This is a genomic window from Synechococcales cyanobacterium CNB, assembly GCA_030263455.1.
Classification (GTDB): Bacteria; Planctomycetota; Phycisphaerae; order Phycisphaerales; family UBA1924; genus CAADGN01.
This window is the reverse complement of record SZOZ01000007.1, coordinates 211,910-227,829: the sequence shown is the minus strand read 5'-3', so window position 1 is coordinate 227,829 and position 15,920 is coordinate 211,910. Positions and strand designations below refer to the sequence as shown.

10 protein-coding genes and 1 pseudogene are annotated in these 15,920 nt (G+C 69.1%); 6 read left to right on the top strand and 5 right to left on the bottom strand.

Annotation, left to right across the window (positions count from 1 at the left end; translation table 11 throughout):
• The first annotated feature begins 334 nt into the window (after positions 1-334).
• A complete protein-coding gene (locus FBT69_08825) occupies positions 335-1,291 on the top strand; it encodes a ribonuclease Z (protein ID MDL1904895.1) in 957 nt (318 codons plus the stop codon).
• 145 nt (positions 1,292-1,436) lie between these two features.
• Positions 1,437-2,765, top strand: a complete 1,329-nt coding sequence (dnaA, locus tag FBT69_08820) for a chromosomal replication initiator protein DnaA (protein ID MDL1904894.1) — start codon at positions 1,437-1,439, stop codon at positions 2,763-2,765.
• A gap of 81 nt (positions 2,766-2,846) precedes the next feature.
• On the opposite strand, the gene FBT69_08815 is transcribed toward dnaA, so the two are convergent.
• The 3 genes from FBT69_08815 to holA form a co-directional block, all read right to left on the bottom strand.
• Complete coding sequence (locus FBT69_08815; protein ID MDL1904893.1) at positions 2,847-5,384, bottom strand: ATP-dependent Clp protease ATP-binding subunit; 2,538 nt, start codon at positions 5,382-5,384, stop codon at positions 2,847-2,849.
• Between the two features lie 359 nt (positions 5,385-5,743).
• Positions 5,744-6,937 (bottom strand): hypothetical protein, encoded by a 1,194-nt coding sequence (locus tag FBT69_08810; GenBank protein MDL1904892.1) that lies wholly within the window; start codon positions 6,935-6,937, stop codon positions 5,744-5,746.
• Positions 6,938-7,036: 99 nt separating this feature from the next.
• On the bottom strand, positions 7,037-8,065 hold the full coding sequence (holA, locus tag FBT69_08805) for a DNA polymerase III subunit delta (protein ID MDL1904891.1): 1,029 nt from the start codon (positions 8,063-8,065) through the stop codon (positions 7,037-7,039).
• A 51-nt stretch (positions 8,066-8,116) separates the two neighbouring features.
• Between holA and FBT69_08800 the strand changes: the two genes are divergently transcribed.
• A complete protein-coding gene (locus FBT69_08800) occupies positions 8,117-9,802 on the top strand; it encodes an FHA domain-containing protein (protein MDL1904890.1) in 1,686 nt (561 codons plus the stop codon).
• Between the two features lie 65 nt (positions 9,803-9,867).
• Here FBT69_08800 and sucD read toward each other — a convergent pair whose 3' ends face one another.
• Together sucD and FBT69_08790 are read right to left on the bottom strand one after the other, a co-directional pair.
• Positions 9,868-10,857: a succinate--CoA ligase subunit alpha gene (sucD, locus tag FBT69_08795; protein ID MDL1904889.1), complete on the bottom strand. Its 990-nt coding sequence runs from the start codon at positions 10,855-10,857 to the stop codon at positions 9,868-9,870.
• 70 nt (positions 10,858-10,927) lie between these two features.
• Positions 10,928-11,080 (bottom strand): annotated as a pseudogene (locus FBT69_08790) (type II toxin-antitoxin system VapB family antitoxin).
• Between the two features lie 97 nt (positions 11,081-11,177).
• Here FBT69_08790 and FBT69_08785 point away from each other — a divergent pair.
• Genes FBT69_08785 through FBT69_08775 form a run of 3 tightly spaced genes read left to right on the top strand, consistent with a single transcriptional unit; the run spans position 11,178 to position 15,902 of the window.
• Entirely contained in the window at positions 11,178-14,210 is a 3,033-nt protein-coding gene (locus FBT69_08785) for a hypothetical protein (GenBank protein ID MDL1904888.1), read from the top strand.
• 12 nt (positions 14,211-14,222) lie between these two features.
• Positions 14,223-14,723: a hypothetical protein gene (locus FBT69_08780; protein ID MDL1904887.1), complete on the top strand. Its 501-nt coding sequence runs from the start codon at positions 14,223-14,225 to the stop codon at positions 14,721-14,723.
• Between the two features lie 57 nt (positions 14,724-14,780).
• Complete coding sequence (locus FBT69_08775; GenBank protein ID MDL1904886.1) at positions 14,781-15,902, top strand: AAA family ATPase; 1,122 nt, start codon at positions 14,781-14,783, stop codon at positions 15,900-15,902.
• The last annotated feature ends 18 nt before the right edge of the window (positions 15,903-15,920 follow it).

Below are 15,920 nucleotides of genomic sequence, written 5' to 3'. Positions count from 1 at the left end.
GGCGGGGATTGGGCTGGGCGGGGCGCGCGGTGTGCGCGCGGGAGGTCGCAGGTGGGTCGGCGGGGCCTGCAAGGCCCCGCCCCGAGGCTCGGAGGAAGGGGGGTGAGGAGAGGGCGAAGAGCACATGGCCGAATGGGAAACGGAGAAGGTGAGTGGGTTTGTGGCCGGAGTGGACCGAGAGCACGCTGGGCGCCGATGTCGGCTCGGAGCAGCCGGCGTCGTCGGCACGTGCGCTTTGACGGCGTGGTTCGTCGCGGTACGATGGTTTTCGAGGCGGCGTGGCCGCCCGTGAGATGCACCACGCCGGGCGGCAGCCCGACGCCGGAGCCTTCCGATGCTGCCCAAGCCCCCGCCGCGGGAGCCGCCGCTCGGTTTCCTGTACATCCCGCCGTTCCGCGTGCAGGGATCGTCTGTCGCGGGCGAGGCGACGTGCGTGCAGATTCCCGAGTTGGACGTGTGTTTCGACATGGGTTCGTGCCCTCGTCCGATGCTGGCGAGCCGTTTCGTGGCGATCTCGCACGGGCACATGGACCACGTCGGGGGGTTGGCGTACTACTGCTCGCAGCGGCGGTTCCAGGGGATGGGGACGGGGACGATCGTGTGCGACGAGCGTCTTGCGCCGGCGGTGCACAAGATGATGGCGGGTTTCGTGGAGATCGAGCAGCAGCGGACGCCGTATGAGGTGGTTGCGTTGTCGGACGGCGGACAGGTGGAGATCAAGAACAACGTGTTTCTGCGCGGTTTCCACACCGAGCACACGTCGCCGTCGATGGGGTATTCGGTCGTGGAGCGTCGGAGCAAGCTTCGGCCGGAGTACACGGACTTCCCGCAGGAGAAGTTGCGGGAGTTGCGTGAGCGTGGTGTGGAGATCACGCGGTCGCTGGAGATTCCGCTGGTGGCGTACCTTGGCGACACGGGGCCGGGGCCGCACCTGGTGCGCGAGGACGTGCGAAAGGCGAAGGTCATCATCACGGAGTGCACGTTTTTCGACGCGGACCACCGGGAGCGTGCGGTGGTGGGGAAGCACCTGCACCTGGAGGACCTGGCGGAGTGGCTGCGTGTGTGCGAGTGCGAGGCGATGGTGGTGGTTCACGTCTCGCGGCGTACGCACCTTGGGGAGGCGTCGTCGCGGTTGGCGGAGCGGCTGGGTCCGGAGCTGGCGTCGCGGGTGCATTTTCTGATGGATCACCGCGCGTCGCGAGCGCGGTACGAGCGGCAGTTGGTGGAGGCCGGGGTGGAGCCGGACCCGCGCCGGGCACGCGCCAGGGGCAATTCGACGGAGCGAGGTTGACAGGGCGGTGGTTGTGGATTAGGTTTGGCTCCCCCGGGCAACGGCCCCTGTCCGTCGGCGTTGATGGGAGGATCAGCGGCAGGCGACGCCCCGGCATTGTGTTCGTTCGTTCATCCACTCACGCCCGCCCCGAGGCAGGTCGTCCATGCCTGACCCCGATCGTCCGATCTGGGATGCCGTTCTTGCGCAGTTGCGTGCTTCGCAGCCTGGTCTGTGCCGGCGCTGGTTCGATGAACTCGAGCCGCTCGGGGTGCGTGGCGGGTCGCTGGTGGTGCGTGCGCACTCGCCGTTCCACCGCGACTATCTGCGGCGGTACTGTCTTGACGCGTTCAACGACGCGATCCGTACGGTGACGGGCCGCCTGATCGGCGCGCGGTTCATCGGGCCTGACGAGCGTCCTGACGATGCGCCGGTCGGGCCGACGGCGAGGCCGGCGGCGAAGGTCGGCGAGTCGCTGCCGATCAACCCTGATTATGGGTTTGATTCGTTCGTGGTCGGGCCGAGCAACCGTCTGGCGCACGCGGCGGCGGTGGCGGTGGGCGCGAACCCCGGGCGTGCGTACAACCCGCTGTTCATCCACGGGGGCGTGGGGCTGGGCAAGACGCACCTGCTGCAGGCGGTCTGCCTGACGATCCACGAGAACGACCCTGCGTCGGCGATCTGCTACCTGTCGTGCGAGGGGTTCGTGACGCAGTTCATGGAAGCGGTGCAGGGCGGGCGGATGACGGACTTCCGGCACCGCTTCCGCGACGTGGACGTGCTGGTGATCGACGACGTGCACTTTCTGGGCGCGAAGGACCGCACGCAGGAGGAGTTCTTCCACACGTTCAACAGCCTGTACCAGGCGAACAAGCAGATCGTGCTCTCGTCGGATGCGCCCCCGGAGGAGATCCCGGACCTGGAGGATCGGCTGGTGTCGCGGTTCAAGTGGGGGCTGGTGGCGCACGTCGAGCCGCCGGACTATGAGACGCGCGTGGCGATCCTGAAGACGAAGGCGGGGATCCGGGGGCTGGAGCTGCCGGACGACGCGGCGTACTTCATCGCGGAGCGTGTGGACACGAACATCCGGGAGCTTGAGGGGGCGATCGTCCGGTTGCAGATTCAGTCGAGCGTGGAGGGCAGGGCGATCGACGTGGAGATGGCGCGGGCGAGCCTCGGTGCGGGACGGGGGCCGACGCGCACCACGGTGCAGACGATCGTGGACGCGGTGACGAACTTCTACGACGTGCGTCTGGCGGACCTGCAGTCGAAGCGGCGGGCTCGATCGGTCGCGCTGCCGCGGCAGGTGTGCATGTACCTGGCCCGCCGGCACACGCAGCACTCGCTGGGGGAGATCGGCGGGTACTTCGGCGGGCGGGACCACACGACGGTGCTGCACGCGGTGAAGATCGTGGGGCATCGGCGCGACCACGACCCGGACTTCGAGCGCGTGGTTCGGACGCTGGAGAGCAGGATTCTGCGGCCGGGCGGGTGAGGGCGTTGCGCGACGTCGTCGGATGAAACGCCCGCGCTCCCCGGCGCGGGCGTTTGAGGGGTTGCGGGTCTGTGCGTGGGTTCAGGTGCTCTGCGCGCCCGCGCTGACGGGCCTGCTTCCGCCGCCGGTTTCACCCGTAGGTGCGCTGGCGTCGAAGACGAGTTTGTCTTCGCCTTCGGGTCGGCGTGCGGTGACCTGCCCCTTGCCGTGGAGTTCGCCGGAGAGGAGCATCTCGCTGAGAGGGTCTTCGACGTAGGTGCCGATGGCGCGGCGGAGGGGTCGTGCGCCGAAGTCGGGGTTGTATCCCTTCTCGATGAGGAAGTCCTTGGCGGACTGTTCGAGGGTGAGGTGGATGCCCTGCTCCTGGAGGCGTTTGGAGACCTTGCCGACCTCGTACTCGATGATGAGGACGAGGTCTTCGCGGGTGAGGGGCTTGAAGACGATGATGTCGTCGAGTCGGTTGATGAACTCGGGTCGGAAGAAGCGTTCGATCTCCTTCATGAGGATGGTCTTGATGTTGTCGTAGTCGACGGTGGCGTCGCGTTTCTGGAAGCCGAAGCCGCCGCCGCCCTTGATGAGTTCGGCGCCGATGTTGCTGGTCATGATGAGGACGCAGTTGCGGAAGTCCACGTTGCGGCCGAAGGAGTCGGTGAGGCGTCCTTCCTCCATGATCTGGAGGAGCATGTTGAAGACGTCGGGGTGCGCCTTCTCGACCTCGTCGAGGAGGATGACGGAGTAGGGGCGGCGTCGGATGCGTTCGGTGAGTTGGCCGCCCTCCTCGTAGCCGACGTAGCCGGGGGGCGCGCCGACGAGGCGTGAGACGTTGTGCTTCTCCATGTACTCGCTCATGTCGAGGTGGACGAGGGCGTCCTCGTCGCCGAACATGAACTCGGCGAGTGCCTTGGAGAGGAGGGTCTTGCCGACGCCCGAGGGGCCGACGAAGATGAACGAGCCCATGGGGCGTTTGGGGTCCTTGAGGCCAGCGCGGGCGCGTCGGATGGCGCGGGCGACGGCCTTGATGGCCTCGTCCTGGCTGATGACCTTCTTGTGGAGTTCCTTCTCGAGTTCGAGGAGTCGGGAGGCCTCCTCCTTTTCGAGGCGCTGGAGGGGGACGCCGGTCATCTTGCTCACGACCTCGGCGATGACGTCCTCGTCGACGACGCCGTCCACTTCCATGGAGCGGGCGCGCCACTCGCGGAGCATCTCCTCCTTCTTCTTTCGGAGTTGCTCGGCCTTGTCGCGGAGTTCGGCGGCGCGTTCGTAGTCCGCGCCCTTGACGGCCTCGTCCTTCTCGACGCTGAGGCGTTCGATCTCGCCCTCGATCTCGGCGAGGTCCGGCGGCTTGCTCATACTCTTGAGGCGCACGCGGGCGCCGGCCTCGTCGATCACATCGATCGACTTGTCGGGCTGCACACGCCCCGAGATGTAGCGGCCCGAGAGGTCGACGGCGGCCTTGATGGCGTCGTCGGTGATCTGGACGCGGTGGTGGCTCTCGTATCGGTCGCGGAGGCCCTTGAGGATTTCGATGGTCTGCTCGTTGGTGGGCGGGTCGACGGGGATGGGCTGGAAGCGGCGTGCGAGGGCGGCGTCCTTCTCGATGTACTTGCGGAACTCGTCGAAGGTGGTGGCGCCGATGCACTGGATCTCGCCGCGTGCGAGGGCGGGCTTGAGGACGTTGCTGGCGTCGATCGCGCCCTCCGCGCCGCCCGCGCCGACGAGGGTGTGGAGTTCGTCGATGAAGAGGATGACGTTCTTGGCGCGTCGGACCTCGTTCATGACGGCCTTGATGCGTTCCTCGAACTGGCCGCGGTACTTGGTGCCCGCGACCATCATGGCGAGGTCGAGGACGACGAGCCGGCGATCGTGGAGGATTTCGGGGACGTCGGCGGCGATGATGCGCTGTGCGAGTCCCTCGACGATTGCGGTCTTGCCGACGCCGGCCTCGCCGAGGAGGACGGGGTTGTTCTTGGTGCGTCGGCAGAGAACCTGCACGACTCGTTCGATCTCGTTCTGTCGTCCGATGACGGGGTCGAGCGCGCCTTCCTTGGCGAGTTCGGTGAGGTCTCGTCCGAAGCTGTCGAGGGCTGGGGTCTTGCTGCGGCCGCGCCGGGCTTCGGAGGTTGCGCCGGAGGAGCCGCCGGAGCCGCCGCTGGCGCCGGCCTCGCCGGATTCGGACTCTGAGCCTGCGCCGAGGAGGTTGAGGACTTCCTCGCGGACCTCTTCGAGTTTGAGGCCGAGGTTCATGAGGACCTGCGCTGCGACGCCGTCGTGCTCGCGGAGGAGGCCGAGGAGGAGGTGCTCGGTGCCGACGTAGTTGTGGTTGAGGTTGCGTGCTTCCTCGATGGCGTACTCGATGACCTTCTTGGCGCGCGGGGTCTGTGGGAGGCGGCCCATGGTGACCATCTCGGGGCCGGCCTTGACGAGTTTCTCGACTTCGAGGCGGACCTTTCGGAGGTCGACGTCGAGGTTCTTGAGGACGTTGGCGCCGACGCCCGAGCCTTCCTTGACGAGGCCGAGCAGGATGTGCTCGGTCCCGATGTACTCGTGGTTGAAGCGCTGTGCCTCCTGGTTGGCCAGAGCCATGACCTTTCGTGCACGATCGGTGAATCGCTCGAACATCTGAGGCTCCCGCGGACCGGGGTTGTGCCGGTCCGCTCTGGATCATTCTTCGCACGCCCGGGGCGACCCGACGCACCCGGCGGCCTTCCCGGGCACGGAAAGGCCCCCGAGGCCGTGCCGTGCCCCAGTATCGGCTGCGAGGGGCGTGCCAGTTGTCCGGAGAGAGGAAAGGGCGGTTGGGGTGGCCGTGGAGGGGTTCGGTCTGTGCGGGCGGTCCGCGTGAGGCGGGGCACTGCCGAATCGGCAGGGGGAAGTGACTCAACCCGCCGGTGGAGCGGATAAGCCTTGGTCGGGGAGCGGGCGAACGACGCTCTGTAGGTGTGTGACAACGGATTAGGGATCGATTCCGCCGGGTTCAGCTATCGCGTTGCCCCTTCCCAGGCGAGGGCGGGGTCTGCGACGATGCCGAGGGGGATGGAGACCTCGTCCACGCTGCCGGCGATTTCGTCGCGGATGCGGACCTTGAGGAGGTAGGAGCCGACGGTGAGGGTGCGCGGGAGTTCGATCTCGGAGACGAGGTAGAAGTCGCGTCGGATGTTGCGAGAGGTCTCGACGATGCGTTCCGGCGGGCGTCTCCAGGCGAGGCGGCCGTCGGCGCGGTGGACGACGAGGAGTTCCTGCGAGAGTTCGACGGCGAGTGTGTCACCCGGCGTGCCGTTGTCGCTGGTTTCCGTGCGGGGGCGGTGGGCGAAGCGGTCGATCTCGGCGTAGACGATGGCGCGGTTGATCTGTCCGGCCATGAAGTCGTTGCGTGGGAAGGGCTGGAAGCTGCCGAAGCCATCGACGCGGCGGCAGAGTTCGGCGCGGGCGATGCGCACGCCCATGCCGGTTTCGAGGTCGTCGGCGACCTCGCGGAGGGCTCGCGCGGCGTCGGAGGCGTCGCGTGAGTCGCCGAGGCGCGTGAGCAGGTCGCGCACGGCGCGGAGGGTGCGCAGTTCATCGGGGGAGAGGCGTCCGCCGGAGTCGGAGGCTGGATCGACGGGCATCGCGGCGGGGGAGGAGGCGGTCGCGGCGACCAGGGCCAGCGCGTCGGCGAACGGTTCGTTCGCGGCGTTCATGCGGTCGCGGAGGAGCAGGGTCAGGCGGTCGTAGGCCTCGGCGAGGGTGACGGCGGGATTCACCGGCGGCGGGGCGGGCGTCGGTTCGGCGGGTGGAGTCGCGGCTTCTGTCGGTTGCGCGGGGTTCGATTCGGGTACTACGACCATGCCGGTTTCGGTTGTGGAATCGGGCGCGTTCGCGGGAGTCGGTTCGGCCTGCGCGGTCCTGCTCTCGGCGAGGAGGCGTTCGAGGTCGAGGGCGAGGCGTGAGACGTCGTCGCGCCTGGGCTGCTCGGGGTCCGGGATGGGAGCGGGTCCGGCGGCGGGGTCGTCGGTGGTGGCGAGGTGTCCGAGGCCGGTGTTCAGGGTGGCATCGTCGCGGCCTGCCGAGCCGCCCATCCAGCCGCAGCCTGCGGCGATGAGGCAGGTTCCCGCGGCGAGCGCGAGCAGGCACGCGGGGGCACGACCGGTGGGACAGTGGGGGGTGACGGTGACGATGGATTGGCGTGGATGCACGGCTGTGGCCTCCTGCGCTCGCCGGCGGGTCGAACTGCGTCTGTCGCGGGGCGGTGCGGGCGCGCAACCCCGGCGCACGATCGGCCTGTCATCGGCCGGTCAGCGGGTGAGGCTTGCGAATCGGAGGGCCTGTGCTTCGAGGAGGCGGCGCGGGTCCGAGCCGGAGCGGGCGAGCGCGGTGGACTCGACGCACAGTCGGAGGACGGCGGCGGCGTCGGACGGGGTGATGCGCCTGGCGGCGTGGAGGACGGCCTCGCTGCCCGCGCCCCAGATGCGCAGGACGCTCATCACCTGGCCCGGTGCGATGCGTTGCGCGAAGCCGTGCGACGCGCCGTGCAGTTTGCGGGCGAGGTCCAGCATCGCCCACTGGGCCGGGACGTCGGCGTCGCGCGGGCCGTTCTCGAGGACGATGCGCAGGCGCGAGAGGGCGGCCTCCGGGTCGCCCGAGAGAAGGTCGGCCTGGATGGCCCAGGCTTCCTCTTCGCGGGTGCAGCCGACGAGTTCCTTGACGAGGGCGGTGGTGATGGCGTCGTCGTCATCGACGCTGAGGGAGAGTTTGGCGAGTTCGCTGTCGATTCGTCCGGGGTCTGGGCCGAGGAGTTCGACGAGGAGTTCCGCGGCGCGCTTGTCGATGGCGCGTGCGTGGACCTCGCGGGCGCGGCGTTCGGCCCACGGGACGGCTTCGCGTTGCTGGAGTCCGTCGCACTTGACGATCGCGCCGGGGGCGTGCTCGATGAGGGTGTCGAGTCTGCCGCTGTTCCAGCGGTCGGCGCGGAGGACGAGGGTGGCGGAGTCGGCGGGCGCGTGGGCGTAGCGTTCGAAGATGGGGCGGGCGTCCTCCTTGACGAGCTGGTCGGCGGCGTCGGCGACGATGAGCTTGTGCTGCTGGAGGAGTCCGAAGCTGCGGCACTCGTCGAGGACGTCGGCGGGCCTGACGGACTGGCCGTCGAGGTAGATGGTTTCGACCTCGCCGTGGGCCATGAGGAGCGCGGCGCGGATGGCGGCGGTTCGGTCGGCGCGTTGGAAGGCGTCCGGGCCGTGGAGGACGACGATGCGCGCGGCGGGATCGGGGCGGAAGTTGACGGCCCGGGTGCTTGCTTTGGTGGTGGCGGCGGCGCGTTTCGCCATGGGGTGACGATAGCGAACCCGGCGGGCGGGCGTCGTCGTATCGTTGGGTGGATGCTGTCGCTGAGCGTCATCCAGGGGCCGGACGAGGGGCGGACGTTCCAGTTGCCGCCGAACGAGCCGCAGTTGATCGGGCGTTCGAGCGAGGCGTTGCCGATCACGGACGACACGGTGAGCCGTCGGCACGCGGAGCTGACGCCGGACGGGAGCATCTGGTGGATCCGCGACCTGATGTCGCAGAACGGGACGTACGTGAACGGGGTGCGGATCGCGGAGCGCACGCGTCTGCGCGCGGGTGACCAGGTGCGCGTCGGCTCGACGCTGCTGGTGTTCGGGCAGAGCGACCGGCCGGACTCGTTCGGGGTGGAACTGCTGCACGCGGACGAGCTGGACGTGGAGTTCGAGCGGACGATCCCGTCGAACGAGGACTCGGTGATCCTGGCGGAGCCGGAGCCGCGTGCGGCGGCGGTGGACCACCTGCGCGTGATCTACCAGTTGACGACGCTGACGACGCAGGTGATGGACCGGCAGCAGCTGCTGAACGCGGTGCTGGACCTCGTGTTCCGCGAGTTCAAGCCGGAGCGGGGCGTGATCATGCTGCGCGAGGAGTTGCCGGACGGCGCGCTGAGGCCCGCGGCCGCGATGCACCGCACGCCGCCGAAGGACAAGGAGGAGGCGCGGATCGGGGTGTCGCGGACGATCCTGCAGCACGTGCTGAAGCACTCGGAGGGGGTGCTGAGCTCCAACGCGATGGCGGACCGGCGGTTCCAGGCGGGCGACAGCGTGCAGCGGTTCCGGATTCGCAGCGCGATCTGCTCGCCGATCCGGTTTCAGGACCGCGTGTACGGCACGATCTACGTGGACTCGTCGATCGCCAACTACACGTTCACGGAGCAGCAGCTGGCGTTGCTGAACGCGATCGGCCAGCACACGGGCCTGGCCCTCGCCAACGCGGAGCACTACGGGCAGAAGATTCACACGGAGCGGCTGGCGGCGATCGGCGAGACGGTCGCGAGCCTGAGCCACTCGATCAAGAACATCCTGCAGGGTCTGCGCGGCGGCGCGGACGTGGTGGAGATGGGGCTGAAGAAGGACGACCCCGCCCTGGCGCGCAACGGGTGGGCGATCCTGAAGCGGAACCTGGACCGGATCGTGGGGCTGACGCTGAACATGCTGGCGTTCAGCCGCCAGCGCTCGGTGGAACTGGAACTGACGCCGCTGGGCGCGCTCATCGAGGACTGCGCGCAACTGCTGGAGAGCGCGTGCGCCGGCCGGCAGGTCGCGCTGATCGTGGACCACGACCCGGAGATGCCGCCGATCCCGATCGACGCGAACCTGATCCACCAGGCGCTGATGAACCTGCTGACGAACGCGGTCGAGGCCGTGCCGCCGGGGACGGGGGCGGTGACGGTGCGGACGTTCTACCGCGTGACGGACCCGCTGCTCGGGCAGGGGCACGCCTACGCGGACGTGCACGTGATCGACAACGGGCCGGGCATCCCGGAGGACCGGCTGCGCTGGGTCTTCGAGCCGTTCCACACGACGAAGGGGACGAAGGGCACGGGCCTGGGGCTGGCGGTGACGCGGCGGATCGTCGAGGAGCACCGCGGGCAGATCGAACTGATCAGCGAGGTGGGCAAGGGGACGACGGTGAAGATGACGCTGCCGGCGGACGCGGCCGAGCACGCCGACCCCTCGGCGACGGCGCAGAGCCGGTTGCAGGCGGATCGGCTGGCGTAGTGCGGTTTGTTTGAAGCCTTTGCGCGGAGCGGGGCGCGCGGTCGCGCTGATCCGATGGAACAATCTCAGCGGAGTTTCAGCGCCGTCGCCATGGCGTTGCCCATGTCGGCCGGGCTTTCGGCGATGGTCGCGCCCGCGGCCCGCAGGGCGGCGATCTTGCTGTCGGCCGTGCCCTCGCCGCCGGAGATGATCGCGCCTGCGTGGCCCATGCGTTTGCCGGGGGGGGCGGTGCGACCGGCGATGAAGGCGGCGACGGGCTTGCGGACGTGGGTCTTGATGAATGCCGCCGCGTCCTCCTCGTCGGTGCCGCCGATCTCGCCGATCATGAGGATGCCGTGCGTCTCCGGGTCGGCCTCGAAGAGTTTGAGGCAATCGACGTGGTTCACGCCGCGGACCGGGTCGCCCCCGATGCCGATGCAGGTGCTCTGGCCGATGCCGAGTCGGGAGCACTGCCAGACGGCCTCGTAGGTGAGTGTGCCGGAGCGAGAGACGATGCCGACGGCCTTGCCGGTCCTGGCCTCGCTGACGTGGGTGTGGATGTAGCCGGGCATGATGCCGATCTTGCATCCGGCGTTGGTGTAGGGGTCGGACGGACCCGTGCCGGCGCCGGTCTTCGGGCCGGGCGTGATGATGCCGGGGCAGTTGGGGCCGATGAGGGTGATGAGTTGCTGCGCGGGGTGGACGTCCGCGCCGCGCGCGCCGAGGTTCATCTCGTCGAGCACGGCCCGCACGCGGATCATGTCCTGCACCGGCACGCCCTCGGTGATGCAGCAGATGACGCGGATGCCGGCGGCGGCGGCCTCGAGCACGGCGTCGGCGGCGAAGGCGGGGGGAACGAAGATCATGGTGGCGTCCGCGCCGGTCTCGCGGACGGCCTTATCTACCGTGTCGAAGATGGGCAGGGCGTTCTCGTCCTTGGTCCCGCCCTTGCCGGGCGTGACGCCGCCGACCATCCGGGTGCCGTAGTGGAGGCAGCCGCGAGTATGCACGGCCCCGAAGGCGCCGGTGATGCCCTGACAGATGACGCGGGTGTCTTTGTTGACGAGTGTGGCCATGGGAAGGGGAGGATAGGGGCGCACAGAGCAGGGCATGGAGGAAACGGCGTGTGGAGGCGGTCGCGCCACGATCCGTGCCGCCCATGGCGTCGAGGTGACGCGCGGCTTCCCTGGCGATGAGCGAATCGAGTCCGGCGCGGACGAGGGCGGTTTTTTCCTTGATGCCGGTGCAGCGGGCGGCCTCTTCGAGGGGCTTCTCGTCGATGTTGAGCGTCGTTCTCATGTGCATTTCGGTATGCACAACTTATGCACACTTTAAGCCGCGCCGACCTGCTCGACGCCGATCTTTTCCGTGACTTGCGGGGGAGGGCCGGGGTAGGCTGGACGTTGGTCGGGAGGGCAAGGTGGCGAAGCGGGCAGATTGGGAGGGCGAAGACCGAGTGGAGACCGGCGCGTTGCCCGGGCGTGACGACCGCGCCGATTCGGCCGCGCCGACTTCGCCGTTGGGGGAGGCGTCCGGGGTCGAGCGGCCTCGGCTGTCTGCGGGCGAGCGCGTGCACCGGTACGTGGTGGAGGCGTGGGTGGGGGCGGGGACGTTCGGGGAGGTCTACCGGGCGCGTGACACCGCGCTGCAGCGGGACGTGGCGTTGAAGACGCTGCGCGGCCCGTGGACGCGCGACGCGGCGGCTGTGGCGCGCTTTCGGCGCGAGGCGGAGGCGTTGGCGCGGATCAGCCATCCGAACGTTGCGGCTGTGCATGACGTGCTCGAACACGAGGGGCGTGTCTTCATCGTGATGGAGTTCGTCGAGGGGAGGACGCTCGCGGAGCGGCTGCGCGAGGGGCCGATCGAGCCTGCGGAATCGCTGGTGATTGCGCTGCAGGTGGCGAGAGGGATCGGCGCGGCCCACGAGCGCGGGGTGATCCACCGCGACCTGAAGCCTGCGAACGTGATGCTCGGCCGGACCGGGGCGAAGGTGCTGGACTTCGGGCTCGCCAAGCACTTTCACGAGAGCGCGGGGGAGGGCGGGGGTGCGCGGCGGGCTGCGCTCGGCACGCCGGGGTACATGAGCCCGGAGCAGGTGGCGGGCAAGGAGGTGGACCACCGGGCGGACGTGTGGGCGTTCGGGTGCGTGCTGTACGAGTGCTTGGCGGGCGTGCGGGCGTTTCTTGGCGAGCGGGCGTCGCCGGACTGGGGTGTGCTGCCGGTCGATCTGCCGGAGGGTGTGCGTCGGTTGGTGGAGCGATGCCTGGACCCGAGCGTGACGGGGCGTCCGGGGTCGATGCGGGAGGTCGCCGAGGCTCTCGGTGCGGCGGCACGGCCGGGAGATCGGGCGGTCGTGGCGCGTGAGCGTCCGGTGTTGCCGTTGGAGACGGACCCGCTGATCGGGCGTGGGCGCGAGGCAGAGGAGGTGCGCGGGCTGCTCGGGCAGGCGCGCCTGGTGACGCTTCTCGGCCCCGGGGGGTGCGGGAAGACGCGTCTGGCGCTTCGGCTGGCGCACGAGGCCCAGGAGCGGGGAGAGGCGGTCGGCGCGGCGTGGCTGGCCTCGGTTTCCGATCCGGTGCACGTGCCGCAGGTCGTGGCGGGGTCGCTGGGGGCGCGTGGAGCGAGCCGAGGCGTGGAGGCGATCGCGGAGGTCGTTGGGGATCGCCCGATGCTGCTGGTGCTGGACAACTGCGAGCACCTGTCGGTGTCGTCGTCGTTGTTTGTGCGTGAGGCGTTGTCGCGTGTGCCGGGGCTTCGGGTGCTGGCGACGAGCCGCGAGCCGCTGCACGTGCCCGGTGAGCGAGTGTACTTGCTGGGGGGGCTGAGCGTGCCTCCGCCCGGGGAGTGGGCGGTGGACGCGAGCGCGCTGGAGCGGTTCGGATCGGTGAGGTTGTTCGTGGAGCGGGCGCGTGCGTCGGACCCGACGTTTCAGCTGACGCCCGAGGCGGCTGGGGACGTGGCGAGGATCTGCGCGGGAGTCGGTGGTCTGCCGCTGGCGATCGAACTGGCTGCGGCGCGTGTGCGTGCGCTGCCTGTGGGTGAGATTGCGGATCGGCTGGGCGAGGCGACTCGCCTGCTCCGTCGCGGTGCGGGGGCCGGTGGGCGGCACGACACGCTCGAGGAGGCGATGGGCTGGTCGTACCGCACGCTGACGCGGGACGAGCAGGGGATGTTCCACGCGTTGAGCGTGTTCAGCGGGGGGTGCACGCTGGACGCGGCGGTGGAGGTGTGCGGTGCGGGAAGGGACGAGTTCGCGGTCATCGACCTTCTGGCGCGGCTGGTGGACAAGTCGCTGCTTGTTTTCGACCGCGAGGCGGAGCGGTACCGGATGCTCGAACCCGTGCTTGCCTATGCGAGAGCGAGGGCGGAGGCGGAGTCGGACGCCGGTGCGATCCGGCTGCGCCACGCGGCCTACTTCGTGAGGCTCGGCGAGCGGCTGTTCGGCGACCACGGCGGGCCGGGCGAGGCGCTCGCGCTCGACCGGTTCCAGCGTGACCACGGCAACTTCCTCGCCGCACTCGAGCACTTCGCGGGCGAGGGGGGGGATGCCGAGTCGGGTCTTCGTCTTGCGAACGTGCTGGTGCTGTTCTGGCAGGCGCGCGGGTACATCAGGATCGGCCTGTCGTGGCTGGAGCGGTTGATCTCGGCGCGGGGAGGTGCGGCGGATGCGCTTCAGGCGCGTGGGTACAACGCGGCGGGGATCCTCGCGTGGAGCGACGGGGACCGTCGGAAGTCTCGGGAGTTCATCGAGGCCGGGATCGGGATCGCGGGGGCGATCGGTGACGGGGCGCGTCTGGCGCGTTGCTGGAGCCTGCTGGGGATCCTGAACAAGGATGCGGGAGATCTGGCCGGGGCGCGAGAGGCGCACGCACGGGCGCACGACCTTTACCGGGCGAGCGGGGATGGCGTGCGCGCGGCGCAGGAGAGCCTAAATCTGGCCGTGGTGACGATCCACGAGGGTCGCCTGGAGGAGGCGGAGTCGCTCCTGCGGGCGTGCCTGCCGGACTTTCGGGAGAAGGGGGATCGATTCCGCGAAGCGGCCGCGCTGAGGAATCTTGCGGACATCGCGATGACACGGGGCGACTTCGGACGGGCGAGGGAGGCGCTGGTCCAGGCGTGGGGGCTGCGACGTGGGATGACCCACCTGCCGAGTTGCGCAAGTCTTGCGCTGTTGCTCGGGGTGTGCGCACTTCGGCTGGAGCGAACGGAGGAGGGCGCGGGCCTGCTGATTGCGAGCGAGAAGATCCGTCTTGCGGCGGGTGCGTCTCGTTCCGCGGAGGAGGATCGGCTGTGGCACGAGGCACGGCGGGAGGCGGGTGTTGACGGCGTTTTGACGTTGGCGCCCGGGGAGACACCTGATACACTGCTCGCGGTGGTGGATCGGTGGCTCGGGGTCGGCGGCTCTGCCGTGCAGCGTGGCGGTGTCTGAAGGGGGCGGACGATGAAACAGCGGGTGCGTCGTCGGGTGGCGTGCGCGGGCGTGATCGCATCGTCGGCGTGCGTGATGGCGGTGACCGGGTGCAAGAGCCGGCCTTCGGAGAACGATTTCCAGTGGGCGGCGATCGCCAGCAACACGCTGCGGATCATGGAGCTGGAGCGTGGCGCGGGGGAGTATCGCCACGACATGACGGACGTGAGCACGACGGAGTCGGTGCCGACGTACGCGTCGGTGGGGCAGCTGAACGTTCCGGCGGGCGGTGAGGCGGTGTTGACGGTCACGCTCGACCAGCCGACGAACGGGGCGCAGACGTTCCTGTTCTACTACTCGTCGCTGGGCGTGGTGTGCTCGCCCTGGAGCCACAGCGTGGATACGGGCTTGTCGAACTCGTTCACGGTGGAGGTGAAGGCGTGCGCGAGCGCCCAGGCGGGGAACATGACGTGGCTGACGTGCCGGAACGCGAACGGTCAGGGGTCGGTGACGGTGAAGGTGGTCATCGAGTAGGCACGGCCGGTCGGAGCGTGAGAAGCCCGCGCATCTCCCCCCCTACAATCGGCCCTCATGCGAGCGATCGTGACGGGCCAGGTCGGGATGGACAAGAAGCCGTACCTGAACGGGGCGCGTGACTTCGCGGGGGAGCAGGGGGAGTCGATCGCGGTCTACCACGTCGGTGACATGATGTACGCGGAGGCGCCTGACGTGCGGCCGGGGCGGATTCTGGACCTGCCGATCAGCCGTTTGAACTCTCTGCGTCGGGCGGCGTTCAAGGACATCATCTCGGATTCGGCGGGTCGTCCGAACGTGCTGGTGAACACGCACGCGACGTTCCGGTGGCGTCACGGCCTGTTCTCGGCGTTCGACTTCGACCAGATCGAGAAGTTCGCACCGGACCTCTTCATCTGCCTGGTGGACAACATCGAGGTGGTGCACCACAGGCTGCACGCGGACCACGTGATCGACGCGACGCTGAAGGACTGCATGGTGTGGCGCGAGGAGGAGATTCTGGCGACGGAGCTGATGTCGAAGGCGGTGAAGGGGAGCCAGTTTTTCATTCTGTCGCGCGGGCGGCACGCGGAGACGACGCGGACGCTGTTCCGGCTCGTGTGCCGGCCGGGGATGCGGAAGGTGTACCCGAGTTTTCCGATGAGCCACGTGGTGGACATGCCGGAGGTGCTGGCGGAGATCGACGGGTTCCGGGCGGAGCTGGCGGAGCACTTCATCACCTTCGACCCCGGGGACGTGGACGAGAAGCTGCTGCTGGACCGTGCGCTGGCGGCTGCGCGGGAGGGGGCGGAGTTCATCGAGCACGTGCCGCACTCGTTCGGCGGGGCGAGGTCGGGGCCGCCGATCCGGGTGCGGGTGCGCGAGGTGCTGGACATCGCGGGGGACATCGACGGGCAGATCTACATGCGGGACTTCAAGTTGATCGACCAGTCGGACATGATCGTGAGTTACGTGCCGGAACTGCCGGGGGGGGTGCCCGGGCTGTCGAGCGGCGTCGAGCGGGAGCTGCACCACGCTTTCGAGCACACGAAGGAGGTGTACGTGGTGTGGAAGCCGAAGAAGCCGCCCAGCCCCTTCATCACGGAGACGGCGACGAAGGTGTTCGGGTCGGTGCAGGACGCGCTGTGGTTCTTCGAGTTGTCGGGGATGTTCGGTGAGCGGAACCTCTTCGGGCACTGAGGGCGATCGGGTACACTG